The organism is uncultured Ellagibacter sp., from assembly GCF_934643285.1.
Lineage (GTDB): Bacteria > Actinomycetota > Coriobacteriia > Coriobacteriales > Eggerthellaceae > Ellagibacter.
Window position 1 is genome coordinate 1 of the sequence record NZ_CAKUBT010000008.1, and the last position, 24,365, is coordinate 24,365.

The 24,365-nt window shown below is 61.2% G+C and carries 22 protein-coding genes; 20 read left to right on the plus strand and 2 right to left on the minus strand.

The annotated features are described in order from the left end of the window. The first annotated feature begins 449 nt into the window (after nt 1–449). The 16 genes from Q0I65_RS05360 (at nt 450) to Q0I65_RS05435 (ending at nt 16,970) form a co-directional block, all read left to right on the plus strand. Nucleotides 450–1,136, plus strand: a complete 687-nt coding sequence (locus tag Q0I65_RS05360; RefSeq protein ID WP_296060819.1) for a transaldolase family protein — start codon at nt 450–452, stop codon at nt 1,134–1,136. Nucleotides 1,137–1,139: 3 nt separating this feature from the next. Next, nucleotides 1,140–3,218, plus strand: coding sequence for a transcription termination factor Rho (gene rho, locus Q0I65_RS05365; protein ID WP_296060821.1), 2,079 nt, complete (start codon nt 1,140–1,142; stop codon nt 3,216–3,218). 132 nt (nt 3,219–3,350) lie between these two features. After that, complete coding sequence (gene sppA, locus Q0I65_RS05370; protein WP_296060824.1) at nt 3,351–4,433, plus strand: signal peptide peptidase SppA; 1,083 nt, start codon at nt 3,351–3,353, stop codon at nt 4,431–4,433. Beyond that, nucleotides 4,417–6,444 carry a class I tRNA ligase family protein gene (locus tag Q0I65_RS05375; RefSeq protein ID WP_296060827.1) on the plus strand — a complete coding sequence of 676 codons (2,028 nt, stop codon included), beginning with the start codon at nt 4,417–4,419 and terminating at the stop codon, nt 6,442–6,444. The genes sppA and Q0I65_RS05375 overlap by 17 nt, the downstream gene beginning before the upstream one ends. 314 nt (nt 6,445–6,758) lie before the next feature. Beyond that, nucleotides 6,759–7,499 (plus strand): 30S ribosomal protein S2, encoded by a 741-nt coding sequence (rpsB, locus tag Q0I65_RS05380; protein WP_296060830.1) that lies wholly within the window; start codon nt 6,759–6,761, stop codon nt 7,497–7,499. A gap of 84 nt (nt 7,500–7,583) precedes the next feature. Further along, nucleotides 7,584–8,444, plus strand: coding sequence for a translation elongation factor Ts (tsf, locus tag Q0I65_RS05385; protein WP_296060832.1), 861 nt, complete (start codon nt 7,584–7,586; stop codon nt 8,442–8,444). A gap of 185 nt (nt 8,445–8,629) precedes the next feature. Next, entirely contained in the window at nt 8,630–9,910 is a 1,281-nt protein-coding gene (gene murA, locus Q0I65_RS05390) for a UDP-N-acetylglucosamine 1-carboxyvinyltransferase (RefSeq protein ID WP_296060834.1), read from the plus strand. A 69-nt stretch (nt 9,911–9,979) separates the two neighbouring features. Beyond that, nucleotides 9,980–11,425 (plus strand): LCP family protein, encoded by a 1,446-nt coding sequence (locus Q0I65_RS05395; protein ID WP_296060837.1) that lies wholly within the window; start codon nt 9,980–9,982, stop codon nt 11,423–11,425. Nucleotides 11,426–11,533: 108 nt separating this feature from the next. Continuing rightward, complete coding sequence (locus Q0I65_RS05400) at nt 11,534–11,773, plus strand: NifU family protein (RefSeq protein ID WP_158049420.1); 240 nt, start codon at nt 11,534–11,536, stop codon at nt 11,771–11,773. A gap of 118 nt (nt 11,774–11,891) precedes the next feature. Then, nucleotides 11,892–12,197 carry a hypothetical protein gene (locus Q0I65_RS05405; protein ID WP_296060848.1) on the plus strand — a complete coding sequence of 102 codons (306 nt, stop codon included), beginning with the start codon at nt 11,892–11,894 and terminating at the stop codon, nt 12,195–12,197. 68 nt (nt 12,198–12,265) lie between these two features. After that, nucleotides 12,266–12,484 (plus strand): UDP-N-acetylmuramoylalanyl-D-glutamate--2,6-diaminopimelate ligase, encoded by a 219-nt coding sequence (locus Q0I65_RS05410; RefSeq protein WP_158049418.1) that lies wholly within the window; start codon nt 12,266–12,268, stop codon nt 12,482–12,484. A gap of 4 nt (nt 12,485–12,488) precedes the next feature. Beyond that, nucleotides 12,489–13,322, plus strand: coding sequence for a prolipoprotein diacylglyceryl transferase (gene lgt, locus Q0I65_RS05415; protein WP_296060855.1), 834 nt, complete (start codon nt 12,489–12,491; stop codon nt 13,320–13,322). 105 nt (nt 13,323–13,427) lie between these two features. Continuing rightward, complete coding sequence (locus Q0I65_RS05420) at nt 13,428–13,808, plus strand: desulfoferrodoxin family protein (RefSeq protein WP_296060858.1); 381 nt, start codon at nt 13,428–13,430, stop codon at nt 13,806–13,808. A 357-nt stretch (nt 13,809–14,165) separates the two neighbouring features. Next, nucleotides 14,166–14,987, plus strand: a complete 822-nt coding sequence (locus tag Q0I65_RS05425; RefSeq protein ID WP_296060861.1) for an S-layer homology domain-containing protein — start codon at nt 14,166–14,168, stop codon at nt 14,985–14,987. 135 nt (nt 14,988–15,122) lie between these two features. Beyond that, nucleotides 15,123–15,590: a 50S ribosomal protein L31 gene (gene rpmE, locus Q0I65_RS05430; protein WP_296060864.1), complete on the plus strand. Its 468-nt coding sequence runs from the start codon at nt 15,123–15,125 to the stop codon at nt 15,588–15,590. A 261-nt stretch (nt 15,591–15,851) separates the two neighbouring features. Then, nucleotides 15,852–16,970, plus strand: a complete 1,119-nt coding sequence (locus tag Q0I65_RS05435; RefSeq protein WP_296060867.1) for an IS1249 family transposase — start codon at nt 15,852–15,854, stop codon at nt 16,968–16,970. A 172-nt stretch (nt 16,971–17,142) separates the two neighbouring features. On the opposite strand, the gene Q0I65_RS05440 is transcribed toward Q0I65_RS05435, so the two are convergent. Then, complete coding sequence (locus Q0I65_RS05440; protein WP_296060870.1) at nt 17,143–17,568, minus strand: TOBE domain-containing protein; 426 nt, start codon at nt 17,566–17,568, stop codon at nt 17,143–17,145. Nucleotides 17,569–17,673: 105 nt separating this feature from the next. Next, nucleotides 17,674–18,567, minus strand: coding sequence for a class I SAM-dependent methyltransferase (locus Q0I65_RS05445; RefSeq protein ID WP_296060873.1), 894 nt, complete (start codon nt 18,565–18,567; stop codon nt 17,674–17,676). A 187-nt stretch (nt 18,568–18,754) separates the two neighbouring features. On the opposite strand from Q0I65_RS05445, the gene thyX reads away from it, so the two are divergent. The 4 genes from thyX (at nt 18,755) to Q0I65_RS05465 (ending at nt 24,323) form a co-directional block, all read left to right on the plus strand. Continuing rightward, on the plus strand, nt 18,755–19,435 hold the full coding sequence (thyX, locus tag Q0I65_RS05450) for an FAD-dependent thymidylate synthase (RefSeq protein ID WP_296061016.1): 681 nt from the start codon (nt 18,755–18,757) through the stop codon (nt 19,433–19,435). A gap of 7 nt (nt 19,436–19,442) precedes the next feature. Then, nucleotides 19,443–20,804 carry a DUF1385 domain-containing protein gene (locus tag Q0I65_RS05455; protein ID WP_296060876.1) on the plus strand — a complete coding sequence of 454 codons (1,362 nt, stop codon included), beginning with the start codon at nt 19,443–19,445 and terminating at the stop codon, nt 20,802–20,804. 263 nt (nt 20,805–21,067) lie between these two features. Continuing rightward, nucleotides 21,068–23,653, plus strand: coding sequence for a DNA topoisomerase I (locus Q0I65_RS05460; RefSeq protein WP_296060879.1), 2,586 nt, complete (start codon nt 21,068–21,070; stop codon nt 23,651–23,653). Nucleotides 23,654–23,657: 4 nt separating this feature from the next. Further along, the gene (locus Q0I65_RS05465) at nt 23,658–24,323 is read left to right on the plus strand and encodes a TetR/AcrR family transcriptional regulator (RefSeq protein ID WP_296060882.1); all 666 of its coding nucleotides are present in this window, start codon (nt 23,658–23,660) and stop codon (nt 24,321–24,323) included. Nucleotides 24,324–24,365: the final 42 nt, after the last annotated feature.

A 24,365-nucleotide genomic window follows, 5' to 3' on the forward strand; every position in this document is an offset into this window, starting at 1 on the left:
TCCGCTCATGGGCGGCGCTTTTTCTTTTGCGCAGGGGGCCGCGGGCCCCGGGGAGGCCCGGGGCCCGCGGCCCCCTTTCTTTTATTTGCCGTGGCCACGCCGCAGGCGCACCCTGGCACTCCAGACGGGCCTCCTGCAGCCGGGGCGAGTTCTTTCCTTTGTTGCGCGCTGAATCTTCTATTGTTTTACCTGCGATAAGCCGTTTGCTTTCTGCTTGTTGGCTTTGCTACCCTCTCACCTGCGTGAAATTTTTGTCGGGACCACTGATTTAAGCCTTGCATGCTAATCTTTTCTTGAAGGTTTCGGCATATTGCGCTAGGATAAGCCCTGTTTGATGCTATTTCGCGTCGCGAATTTTTTTTGTGATTAATTGTTACTCTCTTTTTCTTTGGTGATTATTGTGCACTTAGCACATTCTCATATCTTGTTTCCCTATTTGAGGAGGACCCGTGAAGTTCTTTCTTGACACCGCTGACCTTGCGGAAATCGAGGAGGCTGCAAGCTGGGGCGCCCTTGCCGGCGTCACGACGAACCCGTCGCTTTATGCGCGCATCGGTGGAAAGCTCGATGACTTCCACAACCATATTAAGCGCATTTGCGACATCGTTGGCCCGGATTGCCCTGTTTCAGCTGAATCTGTAGCTATGAAGCGTGACGAGATTATCGCCGATGGTCGTGAGCTTGCGGCGATCGCGCCGAACGTGGTCGTTAAGGTCCCGACTATGGTCGAGGGTCTTGCTGCAACTCATACTCTTGCTGCCGAGGGCATTCCCGTTAACATGACGCTTTGCTTCAGTGTTCCGCAGGCTCTTCTCGCTGCTCGCGCCGGTGCTCGTTACATCAGCCCCTTCATCGGCCGATTCGACGACATCTCTGAAGACGGCCTTGAGCAGGTCGCCAATATCGTGACGGCGATCAACAACTACGATTTTACTGCCAACACGGTCAATGGCGAGCAGGTCGAGATCATCGCGGCCTCGATTCGCTCCGCGAACCATGTTACGCAGGCTGCCCTCATGGGTGCCGACATCGCGACCGTCCCCTTCGGCGTTCTGAAGAAGATGGTGCAGCACCCTCTGACCGATCGCGGTCTCGATTCCTTCCTCAAGGACTGGGAGAAAGTGCAGCAGGCATAAATTATGAGCGATAACGAAGTGGCGGAGACCAAAGCAGCTGAAGCTTCCGAAGCCCCGAAGAAGGCTGCTGACAAAACGACCTCCGCTTCCCCCGTGAAGCGCGGCCCTGGCCGCCCGCGGAAGGCGAAGGCTGAAGCTGCCGAGGCACCTGCGGAAGCTAAACCGAAGCGCGGCCCTGGGCGTCCTCGCAAAACGCCCGTTGTCTCTGAGGCTGCCGAGTCGGCTTCAACCCCGGCGCCTGCTAAGGCTGCCAAGGCTGCGGCTCAATCGGCTTCCGAGGCCCCTGCGGAAGAGAAACCCAAGCGCCGACCTGGTCGTCCGCGAAAGAACCCTCTTTCCGTTGATGCGGAAGGCACATCCAAGGGAGCGCCTGTGCGGGCGGCTGAAACCAAGGCGGGCGAGACTCCTGCTGACGGCGAATCGAAAGCGGCCAAGCCCGCTGTGCGTAAGACGACGTCTCGCAGGAGCGTTGAGCGCGCATCGGATGCGGATGCTTCTGAAGCTCTCACTGGGGAGGCTCGCAAGTCCGACGATCGAAACGACGAACAGGCTTCAGAGGCGTCTTCTTCCGATGCTTCCCATAAAGACTCGGCCTCACCCTCGAAGACCACGGTTCATGTGCGTCGATCCCGCGGGGAACAGAACTCCTCGAACGATCAGAAGCAATCCGGAAAGAACCATTCCGGTTACAACAAAGATCGCAACAACAACCAAAAGCAGTACCAGCAAAAGCACGGCAACGACCGCAAGCAGCGCCGCGGCCGCAACCAGCAGAACCGCGAGATCACTCCGAGCGTGAATCGTGAGGAACTTGCAGCGCTCAAGGTCGCTGAACTGAGGGCGAAGGCCGCCGAGCTCGAGCTGGATGTGACGGGCCTTAAGAAGGCGGAGCTTGTCGATGCGGTCTACGAGGCGAGCGTGAAAGCCGAAGGATTCATCGAGGTCACCGGCATTCTCGATATTATGCCCGATGGGTACGGCTTCCTGCGCACGCAGGGATACCTTCCCAGCGAGACGGATGCTTATGTGGGTCTTTCCATGATTCGTCGCAACGGTTTGCGCAAGGGCGACATGGTATGCGGGCAGACGCGCCCTGCACGCGAGAATGAGAAGTTCGCTGCGATCCAGAAGCTTATCTCGATCAACGGGAAGGCTCCTGAAGAGGGGTCGAAGCGTCCTAAGTTCTCCGACTTGACCCCCGTTTACCCCGATGAGCGCCTGGTCATGGAGCATGGCAAGAGCACGATTACCGCTCGTGTGATCGATCTTGCGGCGCCGATCGGCAAAGGCCAGCGCGGTCTTATCGTGTCGCCTCCGAAGGCGGGCAAGACGACCATCCTGAAGGATATCGCAGCTTCCATCACAGCGAACAACCCCGAGGTCCACCTCATGTGCCTGCTCGTCGATGAGCGTCCCGAAGAGGTTACCGATATGGAGCGCTCGGTTCGCGGCGAGGTGGTTTCCTCGACCTTCGACATGCCTTGCGAGAACCATATCGCCGTGTCGGAGCTCGTTATCGAGCGTGCGAAGCGTCTGGTGGAAATGGGTGAAGATGTTGTTATCCTCCTCGACTCCATCACGCGACTTGCCCGTGCGTACAACCTTGCGCAGCCCGCTTCCGGGCGCATCCTTTCGGGTGGTGTCGATTCGACGGCGCTCTATCCGCCCAAACGCTTCTTGGGCGCGGCGCGCAATATCGAAGGCGGCGGCAGCTTGACCATCCTCGCCTCTGCTCTCATCGATACCGGATCGAAGATGGACGAGGTTATTTTCGAGGAGTTCAAGGGAACGGGCAATATGGAGCTCAAGCTCGACCGCAACCTCGCCGATCGCAGGATCTTCCCGGCGATCGATCCGGTAACGAGTGGCACCCGCAAGGAAGATTTGCTGCTTGATCCGCAAGAAGCCCCGCTTATTTGGGCGGTTCGTCGTATCCTGTCGAATATGAACAACACGGAGCGCGCGATGGATATGCTGATCAAGTCGCTTAAGCGCACCGAGACGAACCAAGAGTTCCTCTTGCGCACGGCGAAAAAGGCGCAATCTGCTCATGGGAAGGTCGAAGACGGCTTCGAGCTGTAGCGCGATTGTCTGCGGCACCCCTAGATTTCGCGAAGCGCCGAGGATTTTGCTTTATCGGTAGACGCGCCGGGCATGTTCGTCCGGCGCGTTTTTTCATAAGGTAGTATGGAGTCAGGACGATTAGGAGGGAAGATGAACGACCAGCCCGAAAACTCTCGAGCGAGCGGCGTTTCCAACAATGCCAATGCTCCTTACGGCGCCTATCAGCCGCAACCTGGCAATCAGGCCTATTGGCAGCAGCCGTCGTACGCGCCGCCGTACGCCGCGCCGGTGCAACCGCAGAAGAAAAGCCGCGGTTGGATTGTCGCGCTTGTTGCAGTGGTGCTGCTGTTCGCCTTTCTGTTCACGGCGCTTGCCTCGTGCACGAGCGTGATGGCGGGGGCGAGCTCGTCGATGTTCGGGGCGGGTTCGCAAAGTGCGGTCGATTCGCTTTCCGAAGATGCTGTCGGCGTGATCACCATCGACGGGACGATCAACTACGACGGCTCCACGGCAAGCCCGGAAGGCTTGAAGGCCCAGCTCGATCGCGCGGAGAACAACCCGCACATCAAGGCGGTCGTCCTGCGCGTCAACTCGGGTGGTGGCACGGCGACTGCGGGCGAGGAGATGGCCTGCTATGTCAACGACTTTTCGAAGCCGGTTGTGGTCTCGAGCGCTTCGGTGAACGCTTCCGCAGCTTATGAGATTTCGTCCCAGGCCGATTACATCTTTACCGCGAAGACCACAGCCATCGGTGCAATCGGAACCGCCATGCAGGTGACTGACCTTTCGGGCCTGCTCGACAAGCTCGGTATCTCGGTTGAGAACATCACTTCGGCTGAAAGCAAGGATTCGAGCTATGGGACCCGCCCGCTCACCGAAGAGGAGCGCGCGTACTACCAGGCCATGGTCGACACTGTTAACGAGACGTTTATGGAGACCGTCGCGTCGGGTCGCTCGCTTCCGATCGAGCGGGTTCGCGAGCTTGCCACGGGTCTTACCTATACTGGCATCGACGCGGTTCAAAACGGCCTTGCTGACGAGATCGGCACAAGGGAAGATGCCATCGCGAAGGCGGCGGAGCTTGCTGGCATGCGCACCTATACGGTGGTGAGCCTCGAGCCCGAGTCCGACGATCTGTCTGATCTCGTCGGACTGCTTTCGAGCAGCAAGATGTCGAACGAAGATTTGATTGAAAGATTGAAGGAGCTTAACGGCAATGGCTCACAGCACTAACGAGAACCCGGTGGAATGGCCTGCACGCGCGGTCGTCACCGCGGGCATGCCATACGGCAACAAGCCGCTGCATTTCGGGCACGTCGGAGGCGTGTTCGTCCCGGCAGACGCGTTTGCGCGCTTCTTGCGGGACCGCATCGGCAAGGATAACGTCCGATTTGTCTCGGGAACCGACTGCTTTGGCTCCCCGATCAACGAGGGCTATCGAAAGCTCGTCGAGGCGGGGGAGTTCGACGGGAGCATCTCCGACTATGTGATGCGCAACCATGAGCGTCAGGCGAACACGCTGCGCTCGTACGGTATTAGCCTCTCGATTTACGATGGCTCGGGAATCGGTCACGCCGGCGAGGTCCATCAGCATGTTTCCGAGGCGTTCATCGAGAAGCTTCACGAGAACGGTTTCCTCCGCAAGGAATCGACACTTCAGTTCTACGACACCGAGGCGCAGACTTTTCTGAACGGTCGCCAGGTGGTGGGGCATTGCCCAGTCCAGGGGTGCAAGTCTGAGCACGCTTATGCGGACGAGTGCGATTTGGGTCATCAGTACGACCCGGTCGACCTCATCGCGCCGAAGTCGTCCGTTACGGGAACCGTGCCCGAGATGCGCCCCGTCGAGAACTGGTATTTCGACCTGCCCGCTTTCTCCGAGTTCCTGAAAAAGCATGTGGAGGAACTCAGGGCCGATCCCACGATTCGCGATGTTGTCCCGCAGACGATCGAGGAGTTCCTCACGCCTCCGGTCGTCTATGTGAAGAACGAGGCCGAGGAGGCGTATCGGGAGATTGCGGCGGACCTGCCGAAGCACGCCTTCCGCCCTGCGGAGAAGGGCAAGCAAAGCTTCGAGCTCGAGTTCTCGTCGATCGAGGACCGCGACGCGGCGCGACCGCTGCTCACGCGGGCGAACATCCGCTTCCGCATGGGAAAGACGCTCGTCCCCTTCCGCATCACCGGTAACATCGAGTGGGGCGTGAAGGCGCCGGTTATCGAGGGCGTCAGCGGACTCACCGTGTGGTGCTGGCCGGAGTCGCTGTGGGCGCCGATCTCGTTCACCATGGCCGTGAACGATGAGCTCGGTCTTCCGCGCTCGAGCTGGCAGGAGTGGTGGTGCTCAGACGATGCGGAGGTGTTCCAGTTCATTGGACAGGACAACCTCTACTTCTACGGTGTTGCCCAGCCGGCAATGTGGGAGGCGCTCAAGCCTGGCAATTTCTTCGGGGGCGAAGAATCTCCCGCGTTGCGCCAGACGACGCTCATCGCAAACCATCATCTGCTGCTCGGCAACAAGAAGGCATCGTCGTCGAGCGCTGTGAAGCCGCCCTCGGCCGACGAGCTGCTCGATTACTACACTCCCGAGCAGCTGCGCGCGCATTTCCTCGCGCTCGGGCTCGACCAGAAGTCGGTCGGGTTCAAGCCCAAACCGTTCGATCCCGACGAGTCGAAGCGCACCGATCCGCGTGTGGCCGACCCGGCGCTCAAAGAGGGAACGCTGCTCACCAACGTGTTCAATCGTCTGGCGCGTAGCTGCTTTTACGAGGCACAGAAGAACTTCGAAGGAATGATGCCGCTTTGCGCGATCAGCGAGGATGTCGTTGCGCGCGCCCAGAAGGCGATCCATACCTACGACGAGCTTATGCGCAAGGTCGAGCTGCACACGGTGATGTCGCTTATGGACGAGTTCATCCGCTACTCGAACAAGTACTGGACCGACGGCATCAGGGAAGCCGAGCTATCCGGCGACGACGATGCGCGCCGGCAGGTGCTTGCGGACTCGTTCTATCTTTTGCGCATCTGCACGCTGCTCATGCACCCGATCGTTCCGTTCGGTTGCGAGAAGATCTGCATGCAGATGAACTTCGATGCCGACGAGTTTTTCAGCTGGAACTATGACTTCGGGGGAATGGGCGAGCTGTGCGGCGCCGCCGAGCTCGACGAGGGGGCGCATCGCGTCCGCGAGCTTCCGCCGCGTTTTGATTTCTTCGAGAAGCACGAAAGCCAGATCAAGAAGAAGTAGCAGGTGTCTGCGCGATTGTGGCAGTGTGTTTTGATGCGGGTGGGAAAGCGCGCTTTTCCGCCCGCATTTTCTTTTGAGCTGAGCATTCTGCGGCAATTGCAACTAAGCTCAGCATCTTCGGTTCCGCCGTCCCGTTTCTCTTCCTCGAAAAGAAAACGCTAATTTGCTCTTGCAGGCGCATATGAAAGAGCGTTATAATTCAACGGTTTCTATATTACACATGCTTGCGCGACCCACGCCGCCAGTGGCCAACCGAAAAAGGCTGCGGTAGTTGGGGATGACCGCAGGCAGAGGATTAACGAATGGAGAAGAACATGACGAAAGTCAGCATTCAGTCGCTGCTCGATGCAGGCGCGCACTTCGGTCATCAGACCCGCCGCTGGAACCCCAAGATGAAGCCGTACATCTTCGGCCATCGCGGTGACATCTACATCATCGACCTCAAGCAGACCCTCATCGGTCTCGACCAGGCCTACACCTTCGCTTCCGAAACCGCCAAGAAGGGCGGCACCGTGCTGTTCGTCGGCACCAAGAAGCAGGCTCAGGAGCCCATCGCCGATGCTGCGAACCGCTGCGGCATGCCGTATGTGAACGCTCGTTGGCTCGGTGGCATGCTCACCAACTTCCAGACCATCCGCTCCCGCGTTGCCCGCATGGAGGAGCTCGAGGCCATGGACACCGACGGCCGCATGGCATCGCTTCCCAAGAAGGAGCAGATCCTGCTGCACAAGGAGCTCGCTAAGCTGCAGGCCAACCTCAACGGCATCCGCAACATGAAGCGCACCCCCGACGCCGTCTTCGTGATCGACACCAACCGCGAGGGCATCGCTATCCACGAGTGCAAGCGTCTTGGCATCCCCGTCATCGGCACGCTCGACACCAACTGCGATCCGGACGACGTCGAGTTCGGCATCCCGGCCAACGACGACGCCATCCGCTCCGTGCGCCTGCTCGCCGACTTCGTGGCTGACGCCGTCATCGCTGGCACGGGTGCTCCCGTGACCGCTGCCGAGATGGAGGCCGCTCCTGCCGAGGAAGCTCCTGCTGCTGAATAGCACGAACGTTTAGCTCCAGCCGCGCGCTCGATAGAGGGCGCGCGGTCTTTTCATTCATCTTTCACTTGAGAGAAAGGAACATCCGTGGCTGCAATTACCGCTGCAATGGTCAAAGAGCTCCGCGAAATGACCGACGCCGGCATGATGGAGTGCAAGAAGGCGCTCGTCGAGGCCGATGGCGATATGGACAAGGCCGTTGACGTTCTTCGTACCCGTGGTCTGGCCGCTGCTGCCAAGAAGGTCGGCCGTGCCACCAACGAGGGCACTGTTATGGCCATCGTTTCCGACGACGCAACCAAGGGCGCTGTCGTCGAGCTCAACTGCGAGACCGACTTCGTCGGCATGAACGAGAAGTTCAAGGGCTACGCTGAGAAGATCGCCCGTGCCGCTATGGCCGCCAACGTCGAGGACGTTGAGGCTCTGAAGGCTGTCGACGCCGAGGGCGAGACCGTCGAAGACGTGCTCACCGACGCTATCCACACGCTCGGCGAGAACATGAACCTCGCTCGCGCAGCCGTTGTCGAGGCAGGTGGCGTCGCCTCCTACATCCATGGTGGCGGCAAGATCGGCGTTCTCGTGACGTTCGACGTCGAGGGCATCGACCCCGCTTCCGACGAGTTCCAGCACTGCGGCCGCGACGTCGCTATGCAGGTTGCTGCCGCTTCCCCGGTTTCCGCAACCCGTGAGTCCGTCCCTGCCGAGGTCGTCGCGCACGAGATGGAGATCTACAAGGCTCAGGCTGCCGAGTCCGGCAAGCCTGAGAACATCCAGGAGAAGATCGCCACTGGCCGTCTTGAGAAGTTCTACAAGGAGAGCTGCCTCACCGAGCAGGCTTTCGTCAAGAACCCGGACCAGAGCGTCACCGACTACGTCAACGAGGTCGCCAAGAAGCTCGGTGGCACCATCAAGGTGACCGGCTTCAAGCGCTTCATGCTTGGCGAATAGTCGACACGCTTTTTTCTGGCGCATCGGTGGGTTTTCGCCCCTGCGCTGCAACCAAACGCTTTACTTGTGAAGGCTCGCTCTATGCGGGCCTTCGCTTTTTATAATGGATGGACTGGAATGTTGATATTGCACGGCTTGGCCCCGGGGGCCGCCTTTCCGTGCATCGTGATAGAAGGTGTCCTTTCATGGAAGAGGAAATCATCGTTTCGAGCAACGGGGTGCTCGAGGGGGAAGTCCGCGTATCCGGCGCGAAGAACTCGGCGTTGAAGCTTATCGCCGCAGCGATTCTCGGACGGGGCAAGACGGTGCTCCACAACGTGCCGCGCATCTCCGATATCGAGATCATGTCCGAAGTCCTTGCTCATCTCGGTGCCGATGTCGAACGCGGCGCCGACCATTCGCTGTCCGTCGACACGTCCACCGTCGATAAATACGAGGCTCCTTACAAACTCGTCTCGAAGATGCGCGCGAGCATTTCTGTCCTTGGACCGCTTATCGGGCGCTTCGGCGAAGCCCGTGTCGCCATGCCGGGCGGCTGCCAGATCGGCGCGCGCAAGATTGACATGCACCTCGTCGGGCTCGAGGCGTTAGGCGTCCACTTCGACAACGCCCACGGAGTTCTCCATGCGACGACGCCGAACGGCCTGCATGGCGCCCACGTGATGCTCGAGTTCCCGAGCGTCGGCGCAACGGAGAACACGCTCATGGCCGCCGTGGTGGCGAACGGGATGACGTTCATCGAGAACGCGGCGCGCGAGCCCGAGATCGTCGACTTGGCGAACATGCTCTCGAGCATGGGCGCCCATATCGAGGGTGCAGGCAGCTCCACCATCGAGGTACACGGTGTCTCCCTCGATGATTTGGGGCCGTGCGAACATATCGTGGTGGGCGACCGCATCGAGGCGGGAACGTTCCTTGTCGGAGGCGCGCTTACCGGCGGTCCGGTCACGGTCAGGGGGATTGACCCATCGTTTCTGCGCATGGCGCTCATGAAGCTCGAGGCCATGGGGTGCGAAATCACCACTGGCGAAGATTTCATCACCGTCTTGCGCACCGAACCCCTTCGCGCGGTCGACATCCAAACGCTTCCGCATCCTGGGTTCCCGACCGATCTGCAGGCACAGTTTATGTTGCTGGCGTCGCTCGCCGAGGGGCCTTCAGTCATCACGGAGAACGTTTTCGAGAACCGTTTCATGTTCGCCGCCGAGCTCTCGCGCATGGGCGCCGACATCACCATCGAGGATCATCATGCGCTCGTCCGCGGGGTCGAGCTTCTGCAGGGTGCGCCCGTGAAGGCGACTGACCTTCGCGCGGGAGCCGCCCTGGTGCTCGCTGGCATCGTCGCCGAGGGCGAGACACGCGTCAGCCATATCTATCACATCGACCGAGGGTATGAGGACTACGTCGGCAAGCTGCGCGGGCTTGGCGCGGACGTATCCAGGCTCGCCGTCGACGAGAGCCTCTAGGCGCCCATTGCGATGTTCGGCAAGAAGAAGGGCTTTAGCGCCTCGCAATCGAAACATACCTCCCGTAAAATGACGTCCCACACCATCGGCACGCATGTGGCGAAGGGTGGCGCTCCGCGCCATTCGCGCGGGATGAACGCCTCGTCGGTCGGGTTCTCAAGCGATCGCAAGAAGCGTCGTGCCGCGCGCGGCATCGTCGATCATGTGACCCCCCAGACCGCTTCAGGCGAGAACTATCGTGCCTATTCCCGCCGCGTGAGCAAGCGCGGCTATATCCAGAGCGCCCAGCGCAAAAGCGGGATGCGACGCGCCGCTGTGGGTGTCATCTCGGTGATCGTCATCATCGCGGTCGCGGTTGGCGTCGGCGTCACCGTCTTTTTCAACGCATCGAACTCGAAGCTGTCGCTTGAGCATTCGAATGCGAGCAGCGCGCTTACCGCCGCCAAGGAAGGGTCGCCCTACTACGTTCTCGCCGCGGCGAGCCTCGGCTCTCCCAAAGGGGGCTCCGATGTGTCGAGCGAGGCATACATCCTTGCGCGCGTGGACGAGTCCACGCGGACGCTCACGCTCGTCTCCATCCCCGGCAACCTTGCCGTAAGCCTCTCGGACGGCAAAACCCATCCGCTCTACGACGCCTATGGAGTAGGCGGTGACGAGGCGCTCGTGAAGGCTGTCTCGTCCTTTGCGGGAGTGGGCATATCCCATCTCGTGAAGACGAACGAGGAGGGCATCCGCTCGCTCGTCGATTTGGTGGGCGGTATCGGCATGACGCTTCCCGAATCCGTCGACGATCCGTATGCGGGTAGCATCTACCTTGAGGCGGGGGAGCAGGTCCTCGATGCCGAAAGCTCGCTTGTCGTACTTCGCGCAAGCAATTATGCGAAGGCGTCCGAGACGCAGGCCTCGGTGCGCACGTCCTTCGCCTACGCGATGGCGCTACGCCTGCTCGAGGCGGGCGGGCTCGACTTCGCCACCGAGCTCGACGGAATTGCGGGCAACGTGCGGACCGATCTGTCGTCTTCGCAGGTGATTGATTTGGCGAACGCGTTTCGCCCCTTAGGTGAGGCGACGGTGTACACGGCATATGTGCCGGGAAGCGAAAGCGAGCAGGACGGCGCGAGCCTGTTCAAGGCTTCCGATTCCCAATGGAAGACGGTTATGGAAAGCGTTGATGCCGGAACCGATCCGAACGCTGTCGAAGAGGCGGAGACGGTGAGCGACCCCACCGGCATCAAGGTCGAGATCCGCAACGGCGGCGGCGTCACTGGCGTCGGGGCGAAGATGGGCGAGATCCTCGGCAACGCGGGATTCACCATCGGGACCATTGGCAACGTCGCCGATGCCGGCACCTACAACGAGACGCTCGTGATCTATCGCGACGAGGCGTACAAGGCGGCGGCGAACACCATCGTGAAGACGATCGACGGCGGGCGCGTCGTCAACGGCGGCGACTACTACACCTTCGATGCGAACGTCCTTGTGGTGATCGGCAAGGACTGGCAGCCGATTCAGTAGCGACAAGTTGCACCGACCTTGCGCTTCGCGTGCGCGCGGCGTTGGGGCGGCGGCTTGTGGTACTATAGCGAATTAAGAGAAACATCCAGTACTCGAGAAGGAGCAACGATGGTTGAGAAGACCGATGTGGCCGCGGTTTTGGAGCTTATCCGACCGAGCCTTCAGGCGGACGGCGGCGACGTGAAGCTGATCGACGTCAGCGAAGACGGCATCGTCACGGTTGAGCTTCAGGGCGCTTGCAAGGGCTGCCCGATGTCGGAGATGACGCTTGCCAACGGCGTCGAGCGCATCTTGAAGGAGCGCGTGCCGGGCGTCGAGCGCGTCGTGCCGTACCACGAGGGATACTAGTCGATTACTTGTGAGACGCGAGAAGGGCGGGGTATCCCGCCCTTCTCTTTATTTCGGGCAAGCTGTTCAGGGCAGAGGTCGCGCGTCTTGTCGCGCGGTTGCCGGGACGGTAGTGCCAGTGAAGGAGGAGAAGGTGTCTCATTGCTGGGAGATGCGGGGTTGCGATGACGAGATGCAGGAACGCTGCCCTCACAACACGCCGGGCGAGCCGTGCCCTGCCGACTGCCATTACGCTGCATGCCATCGTCCGACGCACGAGGTCTGCGATGATTTCGAGCTGCTGCTCAATCCTGATTTGGGCTACGACGCGGCGGTGAAGGAAGTGTGCCATTTCTGCACGTTCTTCCTGACGCACGGCCCGAGCATCAAGGAGTGCCCGCGCCAGGAGCACAAGCTCGGCGCGCGCAATCGATTCATCCTGTAGGACGCCTTGTGCCCAAACACTGCTACAATGAAGTAAACACGACCGACTGCGATGAGGAGGCGAGAGCTGTGGTTCGAACGCTGAGCTGTCCCACGTGCGGACAAAGCGACCTGGACGTATGCCGCTACGACTCCATGATGGTCCTTCGCAGCGATGTCGCGATGTTCACGGTCACATGCCCCCGATGCGGTGCGTCCGTCTCGTCGGTCCAGACGATTCCTTTGGCCCTGCGCGAAGAGGTGCGCTTCGCCGCCATCGAAGTGGGCGCTGGAATGGGAAGGGACTAGCTCCTTGCTCAACGAAATCTATCAAAGCCTTGACCCGATCGCGTTCTCGGTCGGGCCTTTTTCTGTGCGCTGGTACGGTATCGCATACGTGCTCGGATTCATCTGCGCCGCTCTCGTGCTCATGAGCACGGCGAAGCGCTGGCGAGTGCGCGTCGACTCGGATGCGCTCATCACCATCATGCTGTGCGTGGTCGTGGGCGTCATCGTGGGCGGACGTCTGGGGTACGTCCTGTTTTACGGAGACGGCTACTACCTGCAGCATCCCGCCGACATCTTCGCGCTCTCGAAGGGCGGCATGAGCTTTCACGGCGGGCTCATCGGCGCGCTGCTCTCGGGAATCGTCGCCGCGCGTTTCACGCATATTCCGTACCTCACGCTGGCTGACCTCGGTTGCATCGGGGCTCCTATCGGGCTGTTCTTCGGGCGCTGCGCCAACTTCGTGAACGGCGAACTGTGGGGCGCGCCGACCGATGCCGCATGGGGCGTCGTGTTCGGGGGGCAGGCGGGAATGATGCCCCGCCATCCTTCCCAGCTTTATGAGGCGGTGCTCGAGGGCGTCGTCATCTTCCTTGTGTTGTTCGCGCTTTCGCGCAAGCGTCCGCCGCACGCCCAGGGGACCTTTCTCGGCGTGTTCCTCATCATGTACGGGTGCTTCCGCTTCGCCATCGAGTTCGTGCGCGAGCCCGACGTGCAGCTAGGGTATCTGTGGGGCGGTTGGCTCACGATGGGGCAGGTTCTCTCGGCTCCGCTTATTGCGATAGGCATTGGCGTGCTGCTTTATGCGCTTATTGCGAAGAAGTCTCAACAAGGACTTCCAGAATTGAAACAAAGCGAGTAACATATGCAGCAGAGCAAGGCTATGACACGAGAGGAGCCTTGTTTGCAGTAGCCACGCGCTTCCCGGATGGGGACGCGCGGGGCACAGACGAGAAAGGGATACGTTATGGACGTCACGTTCTATAAATGCAACCACTGCGGCAACGTTGCCGTGAAGCCCTTCGACAAGAAGGCCCCGCTTTCCTGCTGCGGCGAGAAGATGACCGAGCTGGTCGCGAATTCCACTGATGCGTCGGTTGAGAAGCACGTCCCCGTCGTGAGCGTTTCGGGCAATGCCGTTCACGTCGAGGTCGGCAGCGTGGCCCATCCGATGACCGACGAGCACCTCATTGCGTTTATCTGCTTGGTTACCGAGAAGGGCTACCAGATCGCGGAGCTGACGAGCGCCGACAAGCCGGAAGCCGACTTCGCTATCGCCGAGGGCGACCGCGCGATCAAGGTCTACGAGTACTGCAACCTGCACGGTCTGTGGGTCGCCGAGGTGTAGCGAGCGGGGGAGCGCTTGAGGCGTGCCCACTGCTTGCGTTGCCGCGCATTTTGTCTCTCCGTGTTGCAGTTGCGTGACGAGATGGGCGTTTGGCGACGCGCTTGGGGTTGTGCACTCTGAAGTACGAGCGTTTTTTTTCAAATGGCGGGCTTGCATTGTTTTGCAGGCTCGCCATTTCGTGTCTCTGGCTCCATTTGCGAGACGAGTGGATTCTGCGAACAATACAAAGCCAGCGAGCGCGCGAAGCGACAATCCTGTTTTTGAAGCCAAAGACTATTCTCAAAATGGTGTGAAGGAGGTTCTATAATTAGCGAATGATTATAATAAGGGCTTCCTGAGGTAAGGAGATGTTGCGAAATGGAAGAACGGATGCATTTGGTTCATTCTGCGTGCGCGCTTGGGGTTTCAGCTGCGCTCGTATTGACGCTTTGCGCAGCTCCCCAAGCAGCATTCGCGTCGGAGTCCGCCGATTCGCCCGATGCAAGTCTCAGTGCCCTTTCGGCCTCTGCTGATGAAAGCCAAGCGCCGTTTTCCGACGTTTCGGACGGCGAATGGTATGCGCAGGTTGTCGATCGCGCCTATACGCTGGGACTTTTGACTGGATATGAGGGTACGGATTTGTTCGGTCCTTTCGATGATATGACGCGCGGGCAAATGGTCGTGGTACTGAAGCGCTTGTTCGACGGTGCTGATTTTTCGGGAACGCCGTATTGGGGAAGCCATGCTGATGAGCTTCGCCTCGATTTTCCATCCGACAACGAAACGGGCTTCACCGACGTTTCCGACGGCGAATACTACACGGCGGCAATCAACTGGGCGGTGCACTACCACATCGTGTCAGGATACGACGGCGCGGATAAGTTTGGTCCGAACGATCCGCTCACGAGGGAGCAATGCGCGAAGATGATAGCGAGCTGGCTCGGTTTCTACGACTACGACCCCTCTGCAAGCTACCCCGACTGGGATAGAAGCGACGAGGTATTTCTCGCATATTCCGACGCGGGCGATATCTCACTTTGGGCACGCAATGCGGTGCTTGCCGCACGTCAAAATGGATGCATGACAGGCGTGCCGGACGACAGCGGTCTGCCGCAGTTTTGCCCGAAGCGCTCTTTGGAGAGATGCGAAGCGGCGAAAATCGCCGTCGTGCTTCACGAGACGATGCACGGGCAGATTTAAGCGCCACTTTTGTGCGGGCGGTGAATCGATGGGATTCGCCGCCCGTTTTATATTGCATTGTTTATGCGCTGTGGTATCATAAACAAGCTTGTCTCGCCTTGGTCGGAAACCAAGGCATGGTAAAGGAGAACCAACATGAAGCAAGGAATCCATCCGGATTACGTCGAGTGCACCGTCAAGTGCACCTGCGGCAACACGTTCACGACCCGCTCCACCAAGTCCGAGCTGCGCGTTGACATCTGCAACGCCTGCCACCCGTTCTTCACGGGCCAGCAGAAGTTCATCGACACCGGCGGACGCGTCCAGCGCTTTGCCGACAAGTTCGGCTCCGCGAAGGACATGGTTGCCGAGCGCGAGGCTGCCAAGAAGGCCAAGCGCGCTGCCGCTGTCGCCGAGGCAGAGGCTGCCAAGAAGGCCGAGCGTGAGAAGAAGGCTGCCGAGAAGGCCAAGCGTGCTGAAGAGTACGCCAAGAAGGCTGAAGAGGAAGCTGCCCGCGCTGCCGAGGCTGCTGCTACCGCCGAGGCTGAGGGCTCCGCCGAAGAGGTTGCCGCCGACGCCGAGGCTGAGGCCGCTCTCGAGGTCGAGGCTCCCGCAGCCGAATAGCTTTTCCCCTGGGAAAAAGCAAGCCCGAACAGCTCAGCTGTTCGGGCTTTTTCTTTTGCCGAAAGGTGGGATCTCGGCTTATAGGACAAAAAGTGTGTCTCATTTAGGGGCATCGGCGCAGGTCGATGCCCCTTTCTCGTTCGTTTAAATTCGTCGGCCCTATTTAAGCACTCGGACAAAATGTGTGTCCTCGCGCTCGCCGTTCCTCCAGATGGATAGCCTTTTCCTGGAACGTTAAAAACCTTCTGGAAGAGGTGGGTCATGAAGGCGGTCAAATGCCCTTGCTGCGGCGGTCCGACGAAGAGGAACGGCAGGACCTCGTCGGGGGCCCAGAGGTGGAGGTGCGCCGCGTGCGGCGCTTCGGCCACCGTGCGCTACGACGACTCGTCCGCCCGCCTCGAGGAGTTCCTGTCGTGGCTGATGTCGAAGGGCACCCAGCTCGAGATGCCGGGCGCCGGCCGGACCTTCAGGCGGCGGACCTCGGAGTTCTGGGAGGTCTGGCCCATGCCCGTGCCCGACGGGGAAGCCCACCGCGTCCTTTTCGTCGACGGGATCTGGCTGGCGGAGCGCCTGGTCGTGCTGATCTGCTGCAGCGGCGAGCGCGTCGTCTCGTGGTACATGGCGGAATCCGAGAGCTCAAGGGCGTGGTCGGCGCTCATGGAGCCGATACCGGCCCCCGACGTCGTGGTCACCGACGGCGGGAGCGGCTTCGCGAAGGCCGTGCGCGCGACCTGGCCCCGAACCAAGGTCCAAAGATGCGTGTTCCACGCGTTCTCCCAGGTCAAGAGGTGCACGACGACGAGGCCGAAGCTCCAGGCGGGCAGGGAGCTGTACGGGATGGCCCTCGACCTCATGCACATCGAGACGCTGCACCAGGCGGAGCTGTGGCGCGAGCGCTACCTCGACTGGTGCGGCTTCTGGGCGGACTTCCTCGAGGACACCACGATCGTCGACGGGAGGCGGGCCTACACCCACGAGAGGCTCAGGAAGGCGAGGAGGTCGCTGTCCTCGCTCGTCTCGGCGGGGACGCTCTTCACCTACCTCGACCCCGAGCTCACGAAGGCCGGGCCGCTCCCGGCGACCAACAACAGGATAGAAGGGGGCGTTAACGCCCAGCTCAGGGCTATTCTCCGCAACCGCAGGGGGCTTACGTCCCTGAAGCGCGTGAAGGCTGTGTTCTGGTGGTGCCACGCGCATTCCGGCGACGCGAGGACCGCCAGGGAGAAGCTGGCGACCATGCCGAGGGACGCCGACATAGACCTGCTCTACGACGTCTACTCGTCATCCCCGAAGCAAGGCGATGGGAGGCCGGAATGGGGTGACAGGGCTGTCTGGGAAGAGCTCCACAGCAAGGACCCCTTCCCGTTCTGGCTGGATTAGAATGAGAGGAACATGTGTTCTATCGAGACACACTTTTTGTCCTATAAGCCGGGATCTCGGCAGGCCATGGGCCGCGCGGGAGGGCTGGGAGCCAGCCGCAAGGGCGAGCCACAAAAAGAAGCAGGCCGCGGGGCTGGAATCTGCCGCTGACTACAGGGCAGGGTCACCAGCGTTAGTCGACGCCGATCATGAGGTCGGTGGACTTCACGATGGCGATCGCCTTGTTGCCGACTTCCAGGCCGAGCTCCCCGATCATGTCGTTGAAGACCGAGCCGGTGATGATATTGCCGTCTGCTAGCGTGAGGGATACGCGCCCGTCCGTCTTCCCCGGGCGAACCGTGGTCACGGTGCCGACGAGCTGGTTTCGGGCCGACAGGTTGTCAAGGGGCTCGTCTCCGCGCGCGAACATGACGTGGCTCGCCTTTATGACGGCGTATGCCGGCATGCCCTTCTTAAGGTCGAGATCATGAATGGCCTCCATGGTGATGACAGAGGTAAGGGCCGTCTCTCCGACCTTGATCGAGACGACTCCGCTCACGGCGCCGATCTCGACGTCGGTGATCGTGCCCTTCAAGACGTTTCGTGCTGAAATGCGCATAGTTCCCCGTTCGCTGTTCGTATCGGTCATTCCCCGCATAGGGGGGTTGCTCCTATCAAGTATAGGCAATGCTCCCAGTGCGCACAACCGCGCTAGTCAAGCTACCTAATCGACGTTCCAGGCAATGAAAGCCCAGGTGATGGTTCTCGGCTCGCGAAGGCGAAGGGCTCCTTGCGGAATTCCCCTCTCCCCAGGTTTGCCGGCGTCCTCGTTCTCGACGATTTGCGTCTCGAGCCAGGGTTTGAGCTTCGAGAGCGCGATCTGCGTGCGCGTCTCGGGCAGGAGGGTGCACGCTTTGCGCACCATGTCGTCGTACTTGTGCAGTGCGTCGTCGAAGGTTTCGAACGTGTCGTGCCGGGAGCTCTTGATGTAGGTGAGTTCGGGCTCGAATCCCATGCTCGAGAGGATGTTCACGGCGTAGAGGTGGTCGCGGCCGACGCGCGAGGCGAGGCCGAGCGCCTCGATCACGTGGTCGTCGGTTCGCGGGGAGGCGCCGGTCGGCAGCGTGATGCATACGCGGCGACGGGCGACCATGGTGAGCTTTAAGAGCGCGGCGCGCATATCGTCGACGGCGATCGAGCGCGATGCGGTGCACACGTCGTGCGATTTCGGGGCGATGCCGTGTTCCTCCCAGTCGTCTTCCCAGCTCATCTGCTCGCAATGCACGCTTTTTATACCACGTGCCTCAAGTTCCCCGCGAAGGATGGAAAGCATCCCTTCCGAGAAGTCAGCGGCCGTGACGGCATGCCCCGCTTCCCCGAGCGGCAGGGCGAGAGCACCTGTCCCGCAGCCCATGTCGAACACGCTTTCCTCGGGAGCGACTCCTGCGCGCTCAAGAAACGAGTTCACGTAGGGATTGGGATAGTCTTTGGACGTGAAGGTCTTCGCGCGCTCGTTCCAGTAGACCGCGCTGTCGCGGTGGCGCCGCGCTTTTTGCAGCTGCATCCATTCAGCGTTCCAGTCGGTGGTGGTGAGCAGGGGGGTGAAGCTCTCTGTCATGGGAAGCTGCCTTTCTCGGGGAGATTTTCGCATTGGGGCGAATCGGAGGCGACCCGATGCGCGCGTTTGCCTATCATGTTAGCGGACAATAGCCGATGGTGGGCGAAGACGGCCCTAAAAACTGCGGGTTGCCGCCATCGGGAAACGAGGAATCGTGAACGATACCAAGGAAGAGGGGGAGCTCTCTATGCATGTTGAGCTTTTGTATCATACGCCCGACCCCGAGCGCGCGATCGCCACTGCGGCGCGGCTGTGCTATGCGCCGGTTGGTGCGGCCGAGCTTATGGAAACAATGCCTGAGGAGCGCATTCGCAGCGTGCTTACGACCATCATGGAGAGTGGGCACTTCTCCACGCTCGAGCACGCGAGCTACACCTTCGCTGTCGATGGCGTCTCCCGCGCGCTCACCCACCAGCTCGTGCGTCACCGCATCGCGAGCTTCAACCAGCAAAGTCAGCGCTACGTGAAGTTCAAGGACGGCGTCGACGTGGTCACGCCCGACACCATTGCCTCCGATCCCGAGCGGAAGGCCCTCTTCGACGAGGCCATCGCCGCCGCCGTCAGCGCGTACGAGAAGCTGCTCGACGCGGGCGTGCCTGCCGAAGACGCCCGCTACCTGTTGCCGAACGCTGCGGAGAGCAAGATCGTCATCACCATGAACGTTCGCGAGCTGCTGCATTTCTTCAAGCTGCGCTGCTGCAACCGCGCCCAGTGGGAAATCCGCGACATGGCGCACCGCATGCTCGAGCTTGCCCGTCCCACGGCGCCGTTCATCTTCGCCGACGCGGGCGCCCCTTGCGTTTCGGGCGCATGCCCTGAGGGCAAGATGAGCTGCAAAAACCCGTACCCTCGTGTGGAAAGGAGCTAGCGGACAGGTGACTCGCGAGAAAAGCGACCTCTCCCGCGCGTTCTCGGAAGACGGCGCGCGCAAGACCCACGTCGGCGGGCAGGCACTGCTCGAGGGCATCATGATGCGCGGCAAGTACAACTGGTCGGTCGCCGTGCGCGAGCCCTCCGGCGCTGTGTACACCGAAGAGCACGACCTGGCGAGCGGGAAGGAGAAGAACGGCTGGCTGTACTGGCCGCTCGTGCGCGGATGCCGTGCCCTGGTCGAGTCGCTCGTCTTGGGCTTCAAGGCGTTAGAGATTGCGACCCTTCACGCCTATGCGGAAGAGGATGAAGGGGAAGAAGGCTCCTCTATACGCACCGCGGCCTGCCCACAGGCAACCTCGTGCTCAGGCAGTCCTGCTTGCACGGAGGCGCCAAAGGGCACTTCCGGCTCGTACGGAACTGAGCGCGAGGCCGCCTGCGAGCAGGGGCCGGAGCATGAAGTCGCCTCCGGGCAGCCCGCGCGTCAGGAATCCGATCCTGAATTCTCCTGGAAGGACGATTTCGGACGCCCCGACACCGTGATCGACGCACTCGGCGCGCAAAGCTCACTTGAGGTGGTGGGAGAAGCCGAGGGCGACGCTTCCGAGCCCATCGCAAATAGCAAGGATGCTCACAATATCCCAAGTACGAAGGAGCCCGAGCCCGAGTTCGGCAAGAAGGAGATGGCCATCTCGATGGTTTGCGGGCTCGTGCTCGGTGTCGTGCTCTTCATCGTGGCGCCCGCCTTCATCACGAATCTCATCGTGGGTGAGTACGACGGTAACACGCTTCTGTGGAACATCGTCGACGGCGTGCTGCGCGTTGCCGTGTTCGTCTTCTACATCTGGCTCATCGGGCGCATGTCGGAGATCAAGCGCATGTTCGGCTACCACGGCGCGGAGCACAAGACCATCCACTGCTACGAGCACGGCTTGCCGCTCACGCCCGAAAACGCGCGCAGCTTCCCCCGCCTGCACGTGCGCTGCGGAACCGCGTTCCTCATCATGGTCATGCTCATCGCCATCTTCGTGTACACGGTGGTGCCCTTAAACGCGCTCATCGCCGCGTGGGGCGTGCCCGATGGCGCGCCAAAGCTTGCGCTCGTCATCTTGTCGCGTATCGTGCTCATGCCGGTGATCGCGGGCGTGTCCTACGAGATCACGGTCAAGTGGGCGGGCTCGCATCCGGACAACCCGCTTGTGAAGGTGGTGCTTTGGCCTGGCATGCAGATGCAGTACCTCACCACGAACGAGCCCGACGACGGCATGCTCGAGTGCGCAATCGCCGCTATGAAGCTCGTGCTCGAGCGTGAGGAGGCCGAAGCGGCGCGGGCGGCGCAAGTGGAGCAGGCGACGCAGACGGCGTAGGGCCCAGGGCGCTTTCCCCCGTGCCGTTTTCGCAATAGGCCCCAGGCTCGCCTTCCAGGTTCTCGAGACGAAAACTCCGTTTCGGGAACCTTTTTTGGCCCAGCGTCCTCAAATCGTGTATGCTAAGGCGCGTTATGCGCAACGTTTGGACGCTGCGCGCGATAGGGTAGGAGAATCCCCGCACACGTAAAAACTGACGAATCGGGGCAATCGTGTGAACGATTTCCAGTGCGCGACAGGCGCTCTGGGGCAAGGAGGACCAAGTGAAACTGGTCGTAACGGAGAAAAACGACGCCGCAACCAAGATTGCGAGCCTTTTGGGCGCGGGCAAGCCGAAGGCCGACAAGGTGTATTCGACGCCGATCTACCGGTTCGAGGTGGACGGCGAGGAGTGGGTGACCATCGGTCTGCGCGGCCATATCCTGGAGCCTGACTTCACTCCCAACCTGGTATATAAGAAACGCGGCGGCTGGCAAGGCGTGACCGTCGAGGGCGAGACCGTGCCCGCCGATGTGCCCGCAAGTCTGGCCAAGCCCCCCTTCAAGAAGAAAAAGCCCTTCACCGAAGACGGCGTGGAGCTCAAAGGGTGGAAGATGGACGCGCTGCCGTACCTGGTCTACGCGCCAATCGAGAAGCTTCCTAAGGAAAAGGAAATCATCCGCAGCCTGAAGAACCTCGCCAAGAAGGCGGACTCCATCGTGATCGCGACGGACTTCGACCGCGAGGGCGAGCTCATTGGCTCCGATGCGCTCTCGTGCATCCAGGAAGTGAACCCTACCGCCCCCGTCTCGCGTGCCCGCTATTCCGCCTTCACGAAGGAGGAAATCACCCACGCGTTCTCCAACCTCGTGGAGCTTGACGTCAATCTGGCGTCCGCCGGTGCATCGCGCCAGGATATCGACCTTATCTGGGGCGCGGTGCTCACGCGCTACCTCACCCTCGTGAAGTTCGCGGGCTACGGCAACGTGCGCTCGTCGGGCCGCGTGCAGACGCCGACGCTCGCCCTCATCGTGGCGCGCGAACGCGAACGTCTGGCGTTTGTCCCCGAGGACTACTGGGTGATCAAGGGCGCCTTCGACGCCGCCGAGAAGACCGGCCCCACACCAGGCGAGGGCCCGCTTGCCTTCGAGGCGCCCCACGCCACGGCGCGCTTCAAGGACGAGGCGCAGGCGAAGGCCGCCATGGCCGCTGTCGAGGGGGCGACAAGCGCGAAGGTGCTCTCCATCGAGAAGCGCTCGCGCAAGCAGCAGCCGCCCGTTCCCTTCAACACCACAAGCCTTATGACCGCAGCGTCGGCGGAGGGCCTTTCCCCTGCACGCACGATGCGCCTCGCCGAGAGCCTCTACATGGACGGCTACATCTCCTATCCGCGCGTCGACAACACGGTGTACCCGAGCTCGCTCGACTTGGAGGAGGTCGTGAAGACCATCTCCGGTAACCCGGCCTACGCGCCGTTTTGCAAGGAGCTGCTCGCGAAGGGGCCGCTTACGGCAACCCGCGGCAAGAAGGAGACGACCGACCACCCGCCGATCTACCCGACGGCCATGGTCACGCCCGACGATCTGCCTCCTGCGGAGTACAAGCTCTACAACCTGATCGCCCGCCGCTTCTTGGCGACGCTCTCCGAAGCCGCCGTCGTCGAGGGCACTAAGGTCACGCTCGATATCTCAGGCGAGCACTTCACCGCGAAAGGCGACGTTCTCGTGCACGAGGGCTATCGTACCATCTACCCCTACGGCATGAAGAAAGACGAGCAGCTGCCTGCACTCGCCGAGGGCCAGCAGATCGCCTTCAACGGCGCCACCTGCACGAAGAAGCAGACCGAACCGCCCGCCCGCTACAGCCAAGGCAAGCTCATCCAGGAGATGGAAAAGCTCGGGCTCGGCACGAAGTCCACGCGCCACAGCATCATCGAGCGCCTCTACACGGTGAAGTACATCCAGAACGACCCCATCGAGCCCTCGCAGCTCGGCATGGCGGTGTGCGACGCGCTCGACAAGTTCGCGCCGCATATCACCCACTCGGAGATGACGGCGGAACTCGAGGCCGAGATGGACAACATCGCCGAAGGCCAGAAGACCAAGGCCGATGTGGTCATGAACTCCCGCAACCTGCTCTCCGAGCAGCTGGCCGACCTCATGCCTCATTCCGAGGAGGTCAAGGACGCCCTCGCCGACGCCGTCGCGGCCGACGCGTACGTGGGCAAGTGCCCCAAATGCGGTAAGGACCTGCAGATTCGCGCTTCGCAGAAAACGCGCGGGATGTTCATCGGATGTGCCGGGTGGCCCGACTGCGATGTGACCTACCCGCTCCCGAAGGGCAAGATCGAGTCGATGGAGGAGCTGTGCCCCACGTGTGGGATGCCCCAGGTGAAGGTGACGGCCTTCCGGTCGAAGCCGCGCGTCATCTGCATCGACCCGAACTGCGAGACCAACAAAGAGCCCGATGTGGTCGTCGGCGAGTGCCCGGTGTGCAAGGCCGCCGGCAAGCAGGCGAAGCTCATCGCGCAGAAGAACCCGCGCACGCTCAAGCGCTTCATCCGTTGCGAGAACCATGACGAGTGCGGCGTGGGCTACCCGCTGCCCCAGTACGGCAAGCTCACTGCCACCGACGAGGTCTGCGAGCATTGCGGCGCGCCGCTTGTGATCGTGACGACTGCTCGAGGACCGTGGAAGCTCTGCCCGAACTTCGACTGCCCGGGCAAGGAGCAGGACGACGCGGAGAAGGCGACCTCGAAGGGGAAGAAGACCGCTGCGAAGAAGCCTGCCGCAAAGAAGGCGGCGACGAGCAAGGCTGCGGCCAAGAAGCCCTCGACCCGCAAGGCGTCATCGAAGACGGCGGAGAAATAGCGCTATGCCCGAGAAGACGAGCGAGAAGACGGCGGCCCGCCTTGAAAAGCAACCTGTCGCTAGGTCGCGGACAGGTGCGAAGTCTGCGGCAGCGCCGAAGGTAGACCGTCGCATCCTCTTCACGAAGGGCCTCATCAAAGAGGCGTTTCTGGAATTGAAGAAGTCGAGTTCGCTCGCTGATATCAAGGTGACCGACCTCTGCGAGCGCGCGGGAATCGGGCGCGGCACGTTCTACCGCCATTACCGCAACATGACCGAGGTGCTCGACGAGGTGCTCGACGACGCCTTTTCGCAGTCGAGCTCGCTCGCTCGCCATCTCGTTTCGCGTGAGATGCGCACGGCGGGCGCATGCTCTGGGTGCGATATGCCGTTTTGCCAGTTCGTGCGCGAGAACAAGCACTATTCGGGCATCTTTCTGGACGAAAGCCTCACGCGCATCGTCCTTGACAAGATGGTCGATAGCCAAAAGGGCGTCTACCTGCGCGCGATGCAGGGTATCTGCGATTTGAGCGAAGGGGAGCTTGCCGATCTTTTGTACTTCCAGTCGAGCGGATGCCTCTCCGCGGTGCGTCGCTGCATCAACGCAAGCCCGGAGGAATGGGCGCGCACGCAGGCGGCGATCGACAACTTCATCCTAGGCGGCCTGGCGGCGAGCACGCGCAGGCTGTAAGCGCTGCTTGCGCGAGAGAAAAGAAGCTTGGGCCCCGAGTTC